16 protein-coding genes are annotated in these 15,209 nt (G+C 71.6%); 8 read left to right on the top strand and 8 right to left on the bottom strand.

Annotation, left to right across the window (positions count from 1 at the left end; translation table 11 throughout):
• Positions 1–78 precede the first annotated feature (78 nt).
• Complete coding sequence (locus AQI95_RS16830; RefSeq protein ID WP_067123688.1) at positions 79–477, top strand: VOC family protein; 399 nt, start codon at positions 79–81, stop codon at positions 475–477.
• A 25-nt stretch (positions 478–502) separates the two neighbouring features.
• Here the strand turns inward: AQI95_RS16830 and AQI95_RS16835 are convergent, their stop codons facing one another.
• A complete protein-coding gene (locus AQI95_RS16835; protein WP_067123690.1) occupies positions 503–877 on the bottom strand; it encodes a VOC family protein in 375 nt (124 codons plus the stop codon).
• A 109-nt stretch (positions 878–986) separates the two neighbouring features.
• A complete protein-coding gene (locus tag AQI95_RS16840; RefSeq protein WP_079071292.1) occupies positions 987–1,538 on the bottom strand; it encodes an ATP-binding protein in 552 nt (183 codons plus the stop codon).
• 107 nt (positions 1,539–1,645) lie between these two features.
• Between AQI95_RS16840 and AQI95_RS16845 the strand changes: the two genes are divergently transcribed.
• Complete coding sequence (locus AQI95_RS16845) at positions 1,646–2,482, top strand: helix-turn-helix domain-containing protein (protein WP_067123692.1); 837 nt, start codon at positions 1,646–1,648, stop codon at positions 2,480–2,482.
• Entirely contained in the window at positions 2,479–2,664 is a 186-nt protein-coding gene (locus AQI95_RS16850) for a DUF397 domain-containing protein (protein ID WP_067123694.1), read from the top strand. The genes AQI95_RS16845 and AQI95_RS16850 overlap by 4 nt, the downstream gene beginning before the upstream one ends.
• On the opposite strand, the gene AQI95_RS16855 is transcribed toward AQI95_RS16850, so the two are convergent.
• The 3 genes from AQI95_RS16855 to AQI95_RS16865 all read right to left on the bottom strand — a co-directional run bounded on the left by AQI95_RS16855 (position 2,642) and on the right by AQI95_RS16865 (position 5,415).
• Positions 2,642–3,991, bottom strand: a complete 1,350-nt coding sequence (locus tag AQI95_RS16855; RefSeq protein ID WP_067123697.1) for an FAD-dependent oxidoreductase — start codon at positions 3,989–3,991, stop codon at positions 2,642–2,644. The genes AQI95_RS16850 and AQI95_RS16855 overlap by 23 nt on opposite strands.
• Positions 3,992–4,161: 170 nt before the next feature.
• On the bottom strand, positions 4,162–4,815 hold the full coding sequence (locus AQI95_RS16860; protein ID WP_067123699.1) for a DUF4360 domain-containing protein: 654 nt from the start codon (positions 4,813–4,815) through the stop codon (positions 4,162–4,164).
• A 141-nt stretch (positions 4,816–4,956) separates the two neighbouring features.
• On the bottom strand, positions 4,957–5,415 hold the full coding sequence (locus AQI95_RS16865) for an RrF2 family transcriptional regulator (protein ID WP_067123701.1): 459 nt from the start codon (positions 5,413–5,415) through the stop codon (positions 4,957–4,959).
• Between the two features lie 75 nt (positions 5,416–5,490).
• Here AQI95_RS16865 and AQI95_RS16870 point away from each other — a divergent pair, with 75 nt between their 5' ends.
• From AQI95_RS16870 to AQI95_RS16885, 4 genes are all read left to right on the top strand, one after another.
• Positions 5,491–8,442 carry a glycoside hydrolase family 35 protein gene (locus AQI95_RS16870; RefSeq protein WP_067123703.1) on the top strand — a complete coding sequence of 984 codons (2,952 nt, stop codon included), beginning with the start codon at positions 5,491–5,493 and terminating at the stop codon, positions 8,440–8,442.
• Positions 8,443–8,590: 148 nt separating this feature from the next.
• Positions 8,591–9,259 (top strand): toxin-antitoxin system, toxin component family protein, encoded by a 669-nt coding sequence (locus AQI95_RS16875; protein ID WP_079071294.1) that lies wholly within the window; start codon positions 8,591–8,593, stop codon positions 9,257–9,259.
• Positions 9,256–10,485, top strand: a complete 1,230-nt coding sequence (locus tag AQI95_RS16880) for an MAB_1171c family putative transporter (RefSeq protein ID WP_067123706.1) — start codon at positions 9,256–9,258, stop codon at positions 10,483–10,485. Before AQI95_RS16875 ends, AQI95_RS16880 begins: the two co-directional genes overlap by 4 nt.
• Positions 10,478–11,902, top strand: a complete 1,425-nt coding sequence (locus AQI95_RS16885) for an FAD-dependent oxidoreductase (protein ID WP_107121664.1) — start codon at positions 10,478–10,480, stop codon at positions 11,900–11,902. Before AQI95_RS16880 ends, AQI95_RS16885 begins: the two co-directional genes overlap by 8 nt.
• Here AQI95_RS16885 and AQI95_RS16890 read toward each other — a convergent pair.
• On the bottom strand, positions 11,892–12,740 hold the full coding sequence (locus tag AQI95_RS16890; protein WP_067123708.1) for an SMP-30/gluconolactonase/LRE family protein: 849 nt from the start codon (positions 12,738–12,740) through the stop codon (positions 11,892–11,894). The two genes, AQI95_RS16885 and AQI95_RS16890, sit on opposite strands and share 11 nt — an antisense overlap.
• Positions 12,737–13,510, bottom strand: a complete 774-nt coding sequence (locus tag AQI95_RS16895) for an IclR family transcriptional regulator (protein ID WP_067123710.1) — start codon at positions 13,508–13,510, stop codon at positions 12,737–12,739. The genes AQI95_RS16890 and AQI95_RS16895 overlap by 4 nt, the downstream gene beginning before the upstream one ends.
• A 129-nt stretch (positions 13,511–13,639) precedes the next feature.
• Between AQI95_RS16895 and AQI95_RS16900 the strand changes: the two genes are divergently transcribed.
• Entirely contained in the window at positions 13,640–14,197 is a 558-nt protein-coding gene (locus AQI95_RS16900; RefSeq protein WP_244188758.1) for an RNA-binding protein, read from the top strand.
• On the opposite strand, the gene AQI95_RS16905 is transcribed toward AQI95_RS16900, so the two are convergent.
• Positions 14,194–15,063, bottom strand: a complete 870-nt coding sequence (locus AQI95_RS16905) for an ATP-grasp domain-containing protein (protein ID WP_067123714.1) — start codon at positions 15,061–15,063, stop codon at positions 14,194–14,196. The genes AQI95_RS16900 and AQI95_RS16905 overlap by 4 nt on opposite strands.
• Positions 15,064–15,209: the final 146 nt, after the last annotated feature.

Raw genomic sequence — 15,209 nt, forward strand, 5'->3', positions numbered from 1 at the left:
GCGAATACAGGACCGATTCTGTCCACTATTTCTTCTAGCCTGCGAAGCACAGCAGCTCCAGCAGCCAAGGAGATCACCATGGACTTCGTCTCGATCCGCATCATCACCGGCGACGTCGCGCGCCTCGTCGAGTTCTACGAGCGGGCCACGGGGGTGCAGGCGGTGTGGGCCACCGAGGACTTCGCCGAACTCAGGACCCCCAACGCCACCCTCGCGATCGCCGGCACGCGCACCGTCCCGCTGTTCGCCCCGGGCTCCGCCCGCCCGGCGGACAACCACAGCGTGATCACCGAGTTCCTCGTCGACGACGTGGACCGCGTCCACGAGAACCTGACCGGCTTCGTCGCCGACTTCGTCACCGAGCCCACCACGATGCCCTGGGGCAACCGATCGCTGCTGTTCCGCGACCCCGACGGCAACCTCGTGAACTTCTTCACCCCCGTCACCCCGGCGGCCGTCGCAAAGTTCGCACGTTGACGGCCGGCGGGGGTCTGTGGGTCGACTACAGGTAGGGGCGGGTGATCAGCTCGATCGCGTGACCGGCCGGGTCCTTGAAGTACACCCCTCGACCGCCGTGCTCGTCGTTGATCTCGTTCGGGCGCCGCATCTGCGGATCGGCCCAGTGCTCGATGCCGCGATCACACAGCCGCTGGTACGCCCGGTCGAACAGCTCGTCGTCGACGAGGAACGCGTAGTGCTGCATCTGGATCTCCACGGGCGGCTCGGCGAACTGGAGCAGCACGCCGTCGGGGAGCTGGATGTTGGTGAACGGGCCCCAGGACGGCGCTTCCTGGACTTCCAGCAACTCGCGGAAGAACAGGGCGGATTCGGTGCGGTCCTTGGCGGCGATGATGGTGTGGTTGAACGTGACTGCCATGCGGCTGACCTCTTTGTTGTTCGGCACGAAGAACGGACTCGCGATGCGCGAGCATCAGGAGGTCCGCGTGCCGAACCGAGGGGGTGCCTTCCGCGCACCCGCCGTGCGGTCAGCCCCTCACCGGGTAGCCGATCCGTGTGTGGCGTAGCGCCGGTCCGGTGTTCACGTCGGGCGACTTTACATGATCCGGTTGGCGAGTCCCCCGTTCTCGCACCAACGCCGTACTGAGCCACGGCGGCATGTCGACCTCGGCCCGTACGGTCTTGCCGAGCGGGTCGCGCTGGACCACCTCCCACCGGTCGGCCAGCGCGTCCACCAGCACGAGCCCGCGCCCCGCCTCGGCGAGCGGCCCCGGCTCGGTCACGTCCTCGGGTCCGGGCGGCCGTCGTCCGTCGTGCGTGTCACTCACCTCGACGCGGATGCTCCCGGCCAGCCGGACCAGCCTCAGTTCGAAGTCCCGCCCCGGTACGCGCCCATGGGTGACGGCGTTGGCGGCCAGCTCGGCGACGATCGCCGCGACCGCGTCGGCGGTCTCGGTGCCGTGCGGGATGCCCCAGGTGTCGAGCTGGGCCAGCGTGAGATGCCTTGCCAGGCGGGCGCCGCGAGGGGTGGAACTGAGGCGCTGAGTGACGGTGCGGGTGGCGTGGGGCGGTGCGGTCATGGGCCCAATGTGGCGGGCGTGACCGGCACTTCACCAGGTGCGGACCGCGTACGCTCGCGCAGCGTACGCAGTCACGGCCTGGACAGTACTCGTGACAGGCCGTAACCATGTGCGCCATGGGTACGGGAAACGGCGGTGAGCCGGAGTCGTCGGTCAGTCTGCGCCAGTTCGGAGCGGTGGTACAGGCCCTCCGGGAGTATCACGGGCTGAGCAGGGAGGAACTCGGGGAACTGGTGGGGTTCTCCAAACACACGGTCGCGTCCATCGAGTTGGGCAGGAGGATGCCGGACCCGGACTTCGTGGAGGCGGCGGAGCCGGCGCTGGGGAACACGGGGGCGTTGAGGAGGGCGGCGGAGTTTCTGGAGCGGGAGGCGGGCTTGGCTTCCTGGTTCCGGCGATGGGCCGGACTGGAGAAGCTGGCCATCACGCTCTACACGTACGAGTCCAGGATGGTGCCGGGGCTGCTGCAGACGGAGCGGTACGCGCGGGTCCTGTTCACTGAACAGCTTCCGCCGCTGGACGACGACCAGATCGAGGACAACTGGGCCGCCCGAGCCAAGCGCAAGCAGTTGCTGCGCGACCGGCCGAACACGGCGTTCGGCTTCATCGTCGAGGAGCACGCCTTTCAGCGGCGCACAGGCGGAGTCGAGGTCACACGGGAACTCATCGACCACGTGCTGGAGATCAGCGATCTACGGAACGTTGAGATCCAGGTCATGCCGACGGTCCGGAAATCCCACGCCGGTCTCGACGGACCCATGCAGTTGCTGGAGACCCCGAAGAACAAGTGGTTCGCCTACTGCGAGGGACAGCGAGGTGGACTGCTCGTATCCGACGCGAAAGAGCTCAGCATCCTGAACCAGCGGTATGCCAGGATGCGTTCGCAGGCTCTCACTCTGGATGACTCCCGGAGTCTGCTGCAGCGGATGCGAGGGGACCTATGAACACCTCCGAACTGGCCTGGTTCAAGAGCAGTTACAGCAGCGGCGGTGACGGCGACTGCGTGGAGGTGGCCACCTGCCCCGCCACCATCCACATCCGCGACTCCAAGGACCGGCAAGGTCCTTCGCTCGCCCTCTCACCCGCCGCCTGGTCCGCGTTCGTCACGCACGCCGGCGGGAAGTGACCGTCAGGACCTTCAGGGCCACCGAGGGATGGAACAGCAGGGCCGGTGAGCCCACCATGTTCACCACCCGCACGAACCGCCGCCATACGGCCACGTCCTTCACCGCCACGTGGAACAGACGCGTGTTGTACCAGTGGGCGAAGCGCGCGGCGAGGGGCTGGCCCTTCGGGGACCACATCAGGTCCGAGTTCGTGGACAGCGTCCACGGGCCCAGCACCAGACGGCCCACCTTCTTCTGGAATCCGCGGGCGAGGCCGTCCAGTCGGCCGCTCGCGCGACACTGCTCCAGCATGGTCTGCAGCAGCTCCGCCTCCATCGCGGCGACCGTCATGCCCTGGCCGTAGACGGGGTTGAAGACACAGACGGCATCGCCGACGGCGATGAGGCGGTCGGGCCAGTTGCCGACGGCGTGGAAGGGCCGCCACTGGTTGTCGACGCTGGTGTAGCGACGGGTGGGCTCCTGGACGGTGCGCCGGGCGATGTGCTCGGCCAGGCGCGGGTTGTCCAGGCTCTCCGCGAACTCCAGGTAACCCTTGTCGTCGGTCGGCGGCTGCTCCTCGAAGCCGAACAGCGAGCAGGTCCAGCGGTCGCGCTCCACGGCGAGCAGGACGCCGGCCCGGGGCACGGTGGGTGCGAACGGCATCTGATAGGCGACGTAGAAGCCGGGGTGGCCGGGGTCGTTCGCCGCGGGCCGGTCGAAGTTCATCGACGTGTAGGTGACTTTCGCCTTCACCGTGCGCTTCGGCGGCACGGTGATCCCCATCGCGCCCAGCCAGTCCGTCAGGGAACTGGACCGTCCGGAGGCGTCGACGACCAGGTCGGCGGCGAGTTGGACCGGCTCGTCGCTCTGCGATCGGCACATCACGCCGCTCACCCGGCCCGAGGAGTCCCGGGTCAGCTCCGTGCACCGGGTGGACGGCATCAGCCTGACCTGGGGCAGGGCGAGCACCTTGCGGCGCAGGCGGCGTTCCAGTTCGTCGCGGGTGAAGGTCTGGATCGCCACGCCCGTACGCTGCCGTGGCGCGAGTCCGACGGGCAGCAGGTAGTCGATGCCCTCGCCGTAGTCGAAGAACGGCGCTCCCGCCTCCCTCAACTCCTCGCGCAGGCCCGGGAAGAGCCGCTCCAGGATCTGCCCGCCCCTGGCGAGCATCGCGTGCGCGTGGTAGCCCTGCGGGGCGCCCGGATGGACGCCGGTGTCCTCGTCGACGGCATCCCGTTCGACGAGGACGACCTCATGGAAGAAGTCGGCCAGGACGCGTGCGGTCACGAGTCCGGCGTAGCTGCCGCCGATGACGACAGCCTTGCCCCAGGGGCGATCTGTACTCATGTCGTTTCCCATCCACCCGAGTCAACGGCACCGCCGAGAGCCCTGACATGGGGCTCGTGAAGCATTCGGGGAGCGCGTGCAGGCCCACGATCATGCATTCATGGGCCTGCACGCCGTAACGCCGGATCCGGTCGTCTACGTGGATGGACGGTGCAGGTGCGAGTGCGGGCCTAGCTGCTCGGGCACTGCTTCCATGCCAGGTGGTACACGGTGCTGATGTCCCCGTCCGTCGAGTCCATCGTCATGAAGCTGACCTTGTCCGCGTTGGTGGTGCCCGCGTTCACGCGCAGCTCGGTGTTGATGTTGAAGTTGCGCAGGACCCCGCAGGGCGCCCAGACCAGCTGAGCCCAGTCCGTGCTGTCGCTGGCCTCCCAGTTGTCGTTGAAGGGGCTGCTGAAGGGGTGGGTCCTGGGCACGGTCTGCGAGGAGCCCTGGAAGTAGTACGAGGCCTTCTGGGTGGCGCTCGCGCCGGGCTGCAGGGCCAGGAAGCCGCGGTAGTCGGCGCTGGCCACGGCGTAGGTGAAGCCCTGCGGGACGTGGACCACCAGGTTCAGCTGGCAGTTCTTGCGGAAGGCCGTGGGGTCGGAGTTGCCGCCGGCCTGGGCCAGGTAGTTGCTGTAGGTCACCGTGAAGGCGGTGTTGTCCGGCGAGACGGCGACCGCCGCGGTGCCCTCGGGGCACCCGGAGCCGTTCACCGTCGCCACGTCGATGACGATCTTGTCCGGGGGCGGGTCGTCGAACACTCCGCCGGCGGGTCTGTGGGCGGGTATCGCGGTGGAGAGCAGCGCCGCCACGGCGCCGCTCAGGAGGAGTCCACCAGCCATGGTTTCTCCCAATAGTCGTGTGTGGGGGGTCTGTGTGGAGCCTGTGAAGCGCTCCGCATCGTAGAAAGCCCGGCCCACACCCGGAAGGCTCAACTCCGGCCATTCACATCCGGAGTTTTTCACCACGGCCCGCGCACCCGGCTACGGGTTCTCCCACGCCCCCGGTTCCGCGGCCAGCGCACGGACGGGCTCCGGCAGCTCGTCCGCCGCGAGATCGGCGAGGGTGACACCCTCCAGGATCCGGCGGACGTTCGCGCGCAGCGCGATCCACAACGGCAGCAGGGGCTGTGCGGTGCCGGTGTAGGCGAGGCCGGTCGGGCGTTCGCCGCGGACCGACACGATCGGGCCGTCCACCGCCCGGATCACATCCGCGACCGTGATGTCGGCCGCCTCCCGCGCCAGCCGGTAGCCGCCGCCTCCGCCACGCCGGCTGTCGACGATCCCGCCACGCCTGAGGTCGCCCAGGATCCCTTCCAGGAACTTGTGCGGGATGGCCTGGACGGAGGCGATTTCCTCTGCCTTCACGGGGCCGTTACCCTGCCGTACGGCCAGCTCCAGTACCGCCCGTACCGCGTAATCCGCCCGCGCCGAGATCCTCATGGATCCATTGTGGGGCGTCGCCGCGTGGAGAATGGCCGCACCCGCGCCCCGTAAGATCGCCCGGGAGGATCCACCTTGGCGCTCAGCAGACGTAATTTCAGTGCCCTGGCCGGCTCGACCGCCCTGGGGCTCGCCCTGGGCGGCAGCGGCGGCCCCGGGGCGCCCTCGGCCTACGCGGCGCACGGCGCGCCGACCGGACCGGCACCCGCCCCGCCCAGCGCCGACGGCGAGCCGCACACGATCGGCTACGACCGGTACTCGCTGCTCGTGGACGGCGAACGGCTGGTCGTGTGGTCCGGCGAGATGCACCCCTTCAGACTGCCGAGCCCCTCCCTGTGGCGGGACGTGCTGCAGAAGATGCGGGCGCACGGGTACAACGCCGTGAGCATCTACGCGGCCTGGAACTACCACTCCCCCGCACCGGGGACGTACGACTTCACCGGCGTCCGGGACCTCGATCTGTTCCTGCGCACGGCCGCCGAGACGGGGCTGTACGTCATCCTGCGGCCCGGCCCGTACATCAACGCCGAGGTGGACGGCGGCGGCTTCCCCGGCTGGCTGGCGGCGACCGAGGGCAGGGCCCGGACCGACGACCCGACCTATCTGGGGCACGTCGACGAGTGGCTGACCCAGGTGAACCGCATCGCCCGAAGGCACCTGTACACCCGGGGCACCGGCACGATCCTGCTGTACCAGATCGAGAACGAGTACGACGCCCACCTCGACGAGAGCGGCCGGGCGTACATGTCGCACCTGTACAAGAAGGTGCGGGCCGACGGCATCGACGTACCGCTGTTCCACAACGACAAGGGGCGCAACGGCTACTGGGTGCCCGGTTCGTTCGACACCGGCGGCGAGAAGGACGGCTGGCTGTACGGCTTCGACGGGTATCCGTCGCCGACGCAGACCCCGCCGGACTGGGGGACGTTCGGGCCCGGCGGCGCGAAGGGCGGGGCCAGCGCCTCGCCGTCGACGCCGGGGTTCGTGCCCGAGTTCGGCGGCGGCTGGTTCGACCCGTGGGGCGGGGCCATGTTCGACGGCAAGGGGTACGCCGAGTCGCGGCGCACCCGGGACGCCGCCTACGAGCGCCGGTTCTACCTCACCAACCTCGCCAACGGGCTCACCCTGCACAACGTGTACATGACCTTCGGCGGGACCTCCTGGGGCTGGCTGCCCGCGCCGGTCGTCTACACGTCGTACGACTACGGCGCCGCCATCGACGAGGGCCGGGGCGTCACCGAGAAGATCGCGCCGATGCACCAGCTCGGCCATCTGCTGCAGCGCGTGCCCGACTTCGCCAAGCTGGACCGGGCGGCCGAGGTGAAGGCCGACGGCCTGAAGGTCTACCACCTGGCCAACCCGGACACCGGCGCGCACGTCTACGTCGCCCGAAACGACGCCGCGGACCCGGTCACCACCGATCTGCCGACCGATGCCGGCCGGGTGCGGGTCACCGTGCCCGGCAAGGACGCCAGGCTGCTGACGACCGGGCTGAAGCTGGGCGGGCGGATCCTCAAGTACGCCACCGCCGAGCCCGTGCTGTGCGTGACGGCGGGGCGGCAGGACATCGCCCTGTTCTCGGGGCGCCGCGCGGAGATGGCCGAGCTGGTGCTGAAGTGCCGGACCGAGCCCAGCGTCATGCGTCTGGACCCGGAGGCCGCCTGGGCGTTCGCCGACGACGAGCTGCACGTGAACGTACCGCTCGGCCAGGGCGGACTGACCCGTGTGCTGGTCCAGAAGGGCGAGAGCGAGACGCCGCTGCTGCTGCTCTTCGCCGACGACGCCACCGTCGTACGCCTGTTCCCGTACGACACCCCGTCGGGAACCCTGCTCGTGTACGGCCCGGCGCTGCTGCGCCATGTCGAACTGCGCGGCTCCGAGGTCCACTTGACGGGTGACGTCACCGAGACGACGAGCGTGGAGGTGTGGGGGCCGCGCGGGATCGACAGCCTGGTGTGGAACGGGCGCAGACTGCCCACCCGGGTGACGCTGTCCGGCAGCCTGATGACCACCGGCCTGCTGCCCGCCGCGCCCGAGGTGAAGCTGCCCGAGCTGGGCGGCTGGCGGATGCGCAGGGAGAACCCAGAGGCCGGGCCCGGCTTCGACGACTCGGGCTGGAAGACGGCCGACAAGCGGACGTCGTTCAGCACCACGCCCGTGCCGGACGGCCGGCCGGTCCTCTTCGCCGACGACTACGGCTTCCACTACGGAGACGTCTGGTACCGGGGCACCTTCACGGACTCGACCGGCCTGGACGAGGTCGCGCTCGCGTACAGCACCGGCACCCAGGGCCTGTTGATGGCCTGGCTGGACGGCGAGCCGCTGGGCACCCACCGGATGCCGGTCCCGGACAAGGACACGACCACCAGACAGGGGAGCTGGGCGGCGACCGCCGCCTTCCCGGTGCGGCAGGCGCTGCGCTCGCCCGGCCGGCACGTGCTGTCCGTGCTCGTGCGGCGCATGCAGCGCGACCAGGACGGCAAGGGCCTCGACACCCACAAGACGGCCCGGGGCCTCGTGGCCGCCACCTTCCACGGCGCCTCGCCGAAGGTGACGTGGCGGATCCAGGGTGCGGCGGCCCCCGACCCCGTGCGCGGCCCGATGAACAACGGCGGCCTGTACGGCGAGCGCAAGGGCTGGCACCTGCCCGCCTTCCGGGACCACGACTGGGAGCCGACGGCCTTCCCGCGCGCCGCCCGGTACCAGGGCGTGACCTGGTACCGGACCGGCTTCCGGCTGTCGGTTCCGGCGGACGTCGACGCCTCGATCGGACTGACCTTCGAGGACGATCCGTACCGGGCCTACCGGGCGCAGATCTTCCTCAACGGCTGGAACATGGGCCAGTACATCAACAACGTGGGCCCGCAGCACACCTTCGTCCTGCCGAACGGCATCCTGCGCACCCGGGGCACCAACACCCTCGCGCTGGCGGTCCTGTCGGAGTTCACCACGCTGTCGGGGCCGGGGAAGGTGAGCCTGACGCTGCTCGGCAGGGCGAGCGGCGGGCTGCCGGTCGCCCCCGTCTGACCGTGCCGCCCTGATCACGTACACGCTCACCGGGTCGTTCCCGGTTGAACGACGCTCGTCGGATCGCATGACGCGAACACATCCAGGCGCGTACCCTCGGACGGGCCCTACAGCCGGGCCCTGCAGCGGCCGGGAGAAGGGGGAGGCGATGGGCATCGCGGGCGCGCGTGAGCGGGCGGCACGCCTGACCGCACGGCTGCGGCGCTCCCGTCCGGGCTCGGCGATGCGCTCGCTGGCCGGCGACCTCGCCGCCGCCGTCCGCACCCGCCCCTCGGCGCCGGACGGCGTACGCGAGGTGTGCCGGGTGCTGTGCGAGGAGATGACCCGGCTGCGCGGCGGGCGGCCGGTGCGCCTGCGCTTCGAGCGCTTCCCGGACGAGATCGAGGTCACCGGGCTGTGGGTGGAGTTCGCCGACTTCGACCTGGTGATCGTGGAGGAGCGGGCCGAGGCCGTGCAGCAACTGGTGATCCTCGGCCATGAGTTGTGGCATCTGCACGCCGGGCACCGGCACCACCACCTCGCCGGGGACGCGGCGGCCCGCGCCCTCGCCGACACACCCGGCTGGCGGGACACGCCCCTCACGGTGGCCGCCCGCAACGGCTCCCGGGAGGCCGACGAGGCCGAGGCGGACGACTTCGGGCACCGCCTGGCCGCCCTGTTCCGGCACCGTCTCGCCGACTCCGGCGCCGGTGCCGGCGCCTCCCTCGGCCCGGTGCAACGGACCCTCGGCTATCGCGGACGCGAGCAGGCGGACGAGCCGAAGGGGCGCGCGCCCAAGGCGGAGGGAGCGGCACGCGAGAGGGGAACAACGCCGTGATCCTGGCGCTCGATTCCTCCGGATTCACCGGTGACGTCTCCATCTCCTTCTGGATCCCGACGGCCGTCCTGACCGCCGCCCTGGCGATCAAGCTGCCCAGCATCATCAAGATGTGGCGGGACCCGATGCTGCGCGCCGTCGGCGGACTGCTGCTGTTCGCCTGCGGGGTGTTCGTCTTCGCGTCCCCGCGGACCATCGCCTGGACGAACCGGGTCACCGGGGTGCCGAACATCTCGGCGCCCTGGGTGTACTCCCTGCTCACCGCGCTCTGCGCGTCCTGGCTGCTGCTGATCATCGCCTGGCGCAACGGCCGTTCCGACCGCTCGGCCCAGACCCGCCGGGTGACCCGCTGGGTGGTGTCCGTCTACGCGGGTGTGGTGGTCGCCCTGTGGGTGCTGTTCGCGCTCGCGGACGTGCCCGTGGAGCGGCTGCGCGACATCGACACCTACTACGCCGACACCCCGTTCATGCGTGAGGAGATCCTCCTCTACCTCGTCGCGCACACCGTGGCCTGTTCGATCACGGCACGGCTGATCTGGAACTGGATCCGCACGGACGGCCTGGACGCCTGGCTGCGCTGGGGGCTCGGGCTGCTGGGCGTCGGCTACGCCACGAACCTGTTCTTCGACGCCGCCAAGCTCACGGCCGTCGTGGCCCGGTGGACCGGCCACGACCTGGACTGGCTGAGCACCGACGTGGCTCCCGCGGGCGCGTGCGTGTCCGCCACCCTGGTCGCGGTGGGCTTCATCGTCCCGCACGTCGGCCAGTATCTCCACGAGCGCTGGAACGTCCGGCTGCGCCACCGCTCCCTCGGCCCCCTCTACCAGCTGACGCGCACGGTCACGGGCGAGCGCGAGCCCTTCGCCCCGCAGGCCCCCGCCGAACTGCGCCTGATCCGCCGCGAGACCTTCATCCGCGACGCGCTGCTGCAACTGTCCCGGCACCTCGACGAGGACCTGCGCGCACGCGCGTACGACTCCGCCCTCGCCCTCGGCCACGAAGTGGGCCGAGCCAGGGCCCTCGCCGCCGCCGTGGCCCTGCTGGACGCGGCCGGCGGCGAGCGGGCGGCGCGGTCCGACGGCGCCGGCTCGCCCTCCGGACCCGACACGACCTACCTGCTCCAGGAAATCCAGGCCGTGTCCCAAGCCCTCCGCCACCCCGACGACATCATGGCGGTACGCGCTCACGCGGCCGCCCCGGCAGAGAGCGTGTCCGCGCATGACTGAAGCCCCCTCCCCCGTCAGAACCGCCGTCGTGCTGGGGGGATCCCACACCGGCATGCTCGCGGCACGCGCGCTCGCCGACTGCGCCGACCGGGTCGTGATCGTCGAACGCGACGCGCTGCCCGACGGCGCCGAACCCCGCAAGGGGCTGCCGCAGGCCCGGCACGCCCACATGCTGTGGTCGGGCGGGGTACGGGCCGTGGAGGAGCTGCTGCCCGGGATCACCGAGGCGCTCCAGGCCGCCGGCGGGCGCCGGCACCCGGTCACGACGGGCATGGTCGCCTTCTCCGCACAGGGCTGGTTCCGGCGCTGGCCCGAGTCCCACCATGTGATCCTGGCCGGCCGGGACCTGCTGGACGCCACCGTGCGCGCACAGGTCCTCGCCGACCGGCGGATCGAACTCGTCGACCGCACCGAGGCCCTCGGCCTCACCGGCACCGACGCCGCGGTCACCGGCGTACGGCTGCGGAGCCGGGACGGCGCCGAACACACCCTGAGCGCCGATCTCGTGGTCGACGCCACCGGGCGCGGGTCCCGGGCCACGGGGTGGCTGGCGGACCTCGGGCTGTCGGCGCCGGAGCACCGGGAGATCGACCCGGGCGTCGTCTACGCCAGCCGTCTCTTCCGTGCCCCCGAGGCGGCCAGGGACGACTTCCCGGTGGTCAACCTGCAGTCCGATCCGCACGGCGACGGACCCGGCCGATCCGGCTTCCTGCTGCCCATCGAGCAGGGCCGGTGGATCGTCACCCTCTGCGGCACCCGGGGTGGCGAACCCTCGGCCGCCGACGAGGAGTTCATCCCCTTCGCCCGGGAGAAGCTGCGGCATCCGCTGCTGGGCGAGCTGCTGGAGCGCGCCGAGCCGCTGTCCGAGGTGTCGGTCACCCGCTCCACCGTCAACCGCCGGCACTTCTACGAGCGGATGCCGGCCTGGCCCGAGAACTTCACCGTGCTCGGCGACGCGCTCGCCGTGTTCAACCCGGTCTACGGCCACGGTCTGGCCGTCGCCGCGCAGAGCGCGCTGCTGCTGCGCGAGGTGGTCAAGCGGCACGGCTGGGGCACGCCGGGGCTGGCGCGCCGCGTGCAGCGGGCCGTCGCCCGCCCGGTCCGCGCGGCCTGGGACCTGGCCCTCGGCCAGGACGTGTTCTACCCCGGCGCGACGCCCTCCGGGCCCACCGTGCGGGACCGGATCGTGTCCGCCTACGTCGGCCGTCTGATGTACACCGCGACGGGCAACGGCCGCGTCGCCCGCCGGGTCACCGACGTGACGTCCCTGGAGCGGGGGGCGCAGGTGCTGCTCACCCCGCAGGTCCTGCTCGCGGCGGCGATGGGGCCGTTGAGGCCCCCGCTGACGGGGCCGCCGCTGACCGCGCAGGAGCGGAAGGCGGCGGGGGTCGACGCCGTGGGCACCGTCACCCCTTGAACGCCGGTTGGGGCAGCCCCGCTCCCGCCCCCGGGACCACCAGCACGGACCCCGCCAGGGGATGCGGGGCGGGCAGGCCCGTACGCGCCGTCGTGATGTACAGGTCGGTCAGGCCGGCGCCACCGAACGCACAGGCGGTCGTACGGGGCGTCGGCAGGCTGATCACCCGGTCCAGCTCGCCGGCGGGCGTATAGCGGCGTACCGCGGCGCCGTCCCACAGCGCCACCCACACGCAGCCGTCCGCGTCGACCGTCAGACCGTCCGGGAAGCCCGCGCCCTCCTCGATCCGGACGAAGGGGCGGCGGCCTCCGGTCCGCTCGCCGTCGTGGTCGAAGACGTCCACCCGGCGGGTGGGGCTGTCGACGTGGTACATGAGCCGGCCGTCGGGGCTCCAGCCCGTCCCGTTGCCGACCGTGACGTCGGACAGGACCGTCCGCGCCGTACCGTCGCCGGTCAGCCGGGTCAGCGTGCCGCCGCCCGGCGCCTCGTCGTAGCGCATCGTGCCCGCCCACAGCGAGCCGTCGGGAGCCACGGCGGCGTCGTTCCCGCGACGGCCCGCGACCGGCTCGTGGTGCAGCCAGCGGAAGGTGCCGTCGGGGTCCGCCAGGCCCACGCCGTCCCGGAGGTTGAGGACCAGGCCGCCGCCCTCCCGGGGCTTGGCAGCGCCCACGTGCTGCTCCGTGGTCCGTACGGTGCGCCGGCCCGTCGCCGGGTCGTAGGTGTGCACGCGCATGCCCAGGATGTCGAGCCAGATCAGCCGGCCCGTCGCCGGGTCCCAGGTCGGGCCCTCGCCCAGCGTCGCCTCGGCCCGTACGGCGACCTCGTACCCGCCGCTCACACCGCGCTCCGGTGGCCCAGCCGCTCGGACAGCTCCGCCGCGCCCTTCACCGCCAGCCGCGCCAGCTCGGCCCGCCGCTCCTCGCTCCAGCGGATCATGGGGACCGAGACGGACAGGGCGGCGACGACCTGGCCCGTGCGGTCGCGCACCGGGGCCGCCACACAGCTCACGTCCGGGTTGGACTCGCGGCTCTCCACCGCGACGCCCTGCCGCCGGATCTCCGCCAGCGCCGAGCGCAGCACGGCGGGGTCGGTGATGCTGTTGGGCGTCATCGCGGTCAGCTCGGCGTCGTCGGGGATCCGCGCCGTCAGCTCCTGCTCGGGCAGGGAGGCCAGCAGCATCTTGCCGACCGAGGTGCAGTGGGCCGGCAGGCGGCGGCCGGCGGCCGAGACCATGCGGACGGCGTGGGTGGAGTCGACCTTGGCGATGTAGATGACGTCGGTGCCCTCGAGGATCGCCACATGGACCGTCTCGTCGCAGGTCTCGGCGACCGAGCGGGCCACCTGCCGGCCCTCGGCGGCGAGGTCGAGCTGCTCGGCGTAGCGGCTGCCGAGCTGGTACGGGCGTACGCCGAGCCGGTAACGTCCGGGCTGGTCCGGCACGGGCACGATGTACGAGCGTGCGGCGAGCGTGGTGACCAGCTCGTGCACGGTGGTGCGCGGCAGCTGCAGCTTGCGCACGATGTCGGGGGCGGAGAGCGTCCCGTCCCCGTCGAGGAACAGCTCAAGAATGTCGAGAGCCCGGGTCACGGCAGGCACGAGGCGTCCCACGTCCGGCCCCCTCCCTTGGATATAGGCGCGTGTTCGAGATTTCAACAAGCGATCGGCATGGCGAACACAGGTTAGTCACGGGGAGGTGCACGGGCAATGGTCCCGAGGGAGCCGGGCACCATGGGGGGCATGTACGTCGACTTCCAGTTGGTGCTGCTGCGCCGCATGGCCGACCACAATCCGGATCTGGTCGAGGACGCCCGCCGGACCCTCGGCGCGTCGATGGCCGACATGCGGGAGGCCAACAAGCGCTGGCAGGCGATGGTCCGTTCCCCGAGGGCCCGGTCCGCCGCCGCCCGGTACCGGTCCGCCCTCGGCGAGCCCGAAACCGTGCTGCCGCACAGGCTCGGCGACGTCGACTGCGAGGCCCGCCGCTGGGCCCTGCCGCTCTGGCCCGACCTGCGCTTCGAGGTGCTGGTCGGGCCGGACGGCGGGGTCTGGAACGAGTGGCTGGTACGGGCGCCGGACGCCCCCGCCCCGAGGCTTCGGACCCTGGCCGACCTCGCCCCCTGGTCCTGCACGGTGGACGAGGTCGCCCGCGCCTTCGCCCCGGCCCGCCCGCTGGAGGGCACCGCACCCACCCGCTGGGGGCTGGCCTTCACCGCGCCGGACGCGGACGGCGTACGGCACGAGGTGGTCGCCGAGTTCACCTGGGGACTGCTCCAGCGGACGGCTGTGATCGTCTAGGAGGCAGCCGCCAGGATCGCCTGTGCGACCCGCTCCAGCGACCCGGGATGCAGCCACAGGAACAGGTTCGGCTCCACCAGCTCCAGTTCCATCAGCCGGGGCTCGCCGTCCGCCCCGTCCACGAGGTCCACGCGCGCGTACAGCAGCGCGTCCGCACCCGGCACGGCGCCCAACGCCTTCTCGGCGACCGCCAGTTCCGCCTCGGTGGGCCGCCAGGGCTCCAGGCCGGGGTGAGCCACCTTGTCGGCGTCGTACGGCGTGCCTGGCGCGAGGACGGCGCCCTTGCGGCTGGCGTGCAGCAGCTCGCCGCCGAAGAACTGCAGCGCCCGCTCCCCGTCGACGTCGATGCCCGCCATGTACGGCTGCACCATCGCCGTGAAGCCCTCGGCGTGCATCCGGGCGAGCTGCCGCAGCGCCGTCTCGTGCTCGTCGGGCGTGTAGCGGGCGGCGAACCGGGCGCCCGCGCCCGAGGTCGGCTTGATCACGTACTCGTGGTCGGCGGGCAGGTCGGCGGGCTCGCCCGGCGCGATGTAGCGGGTGGGGACGGTGGGCACACCGGCGGCGGCCAGCTCACCGAGGTAGCGCTTGTCGGTGCTCCAGCGCACCAGCGGTGCCGGATTGGCGAGCCGGGTCAGCGCGCCGACCCGCTCCACCCAGGCGTCGAACTCCTCGGCCCGCCAGCTGTAGTCCCAGGTGGACCGGATGACGACGAGGTCGTAGCCGGCCCAGTCCGCCTCTGGATCGTCCCAGTACCGGGCCTCGGCACCGGCCCCGGCGGCCCTGAGCGCCCGCACCAGCTCCGGCAGATCACTGTCCTTGCCGGGCTCGGTGCCGGGGTCGTAGGTGGCGAGGGCGATGCGGGGCATGGCGGACTCCCTTTCGTACGACGGTCCGATCACGGTGAGGCTAACAACCTCCGGTCGTACACCGGCTCGCGGCTGAGCTGAGCACGGTGGTGAGGAACTGGCTCCTGGGGTAGGAAGGGTGCCGAACGGTACCGGTCGACAGTGTT

It is taken from the genome of Streptomyces yokosukanensis (assembly GCF_001514035.1).
Classification (GTDB): Bacteria; Actinomycetota; Actinomycetes; order Streptomycetales; family Streptomycetaceae; genus Streptomyces; species Streptomyces yokosukanensis.

Bases quoted from the DNA above. Each gene is read 5' to 3' on its own strand.
- AQI95_RS16905 (WP_067123714.1), bottom strand. From the start codon at position 15,063: ATGCCCCGCATCGCCCTCGCCACCTACGACCCCGGCACCGAGCCCGGC.
- AQI95_RS16865 (WP_067123701.1), bottom strand. From the start codon at position 5,415: ATGAGGATCTCGGCGCGGGCGGATTACGCGGTACGGGCGGTACTGGAG.
- AQI95_RS16835 (WP_067123690.1), bottom strand. From the start codon at position 877: ATGGCAGTCACGTTCAACCACACCATCATCGCCGCCAAGGACCGCACC.
- AQI95_RS16860 (WP_067123699.1), bottom strand. From the start codon at position 4,815: ATGGCTGGTGGACTCCTCCTGAGCGGCGCCGTGGCGGCGCTGCTCTCC.
- AQI95_RS16855 (WP_067123697.1), bottom strand. From the start codon at position 3,991: ATGAGTACAGATCGCCCCTGGGGCAAGGCTGTCGTCATCGGCGGCAGC.
- AQI95_RS16850 (WP_067123694.1), top strand. From the start codon at position 2,479: ATGAACACCTCCGAACTGGCCTGGTTCAAGAGCAGTTACAGCAGCGGC.
- AQI95_RS16840 (WP_079071292.1), bottom strand. From the start codon at position 1,538: ATGACCGCACCGCCCCACGCCACCCGCACCGTCACTCAGCGCCTCAGT.
- AQI95_RS16875 (WP_079071294.1), top strand. From the start codon at position 8,591: ATGGGCATCGCGGGCGCGCGTGAGCGGGCGGCACGCCTGACCGCACGG.
- AQI95_RS16845 (WP_067123692.1), top strand. From the start codon at position 1,646: ATGTGCGCCATGGGTACGGGAAACGGCGGTGAGCCGGAGTCGTCGGTC.
- AQI95_RS16885 (WP_107121664.1), top strand. From the start codon at position 10,478: ATGACTGAAGCCCCCTCCCCCGTCAGAACCGCCGTCGTGCTGGGGGGA.
- AQI95_RS16830 (WP_067123688.1), top strand. From the start codon at position 79: ATGGACTTCGTCTCGATCCGCATCATCACCGGCGACGTCGCGCGCCTC.
- AQI95_RS16900 (WP_244188758.1), top strand. From the start codon at position 13,640: ATGTACGTCGACTTCCAGTTGGTGCTGCTGCGCCGCATGGCCGACCAC.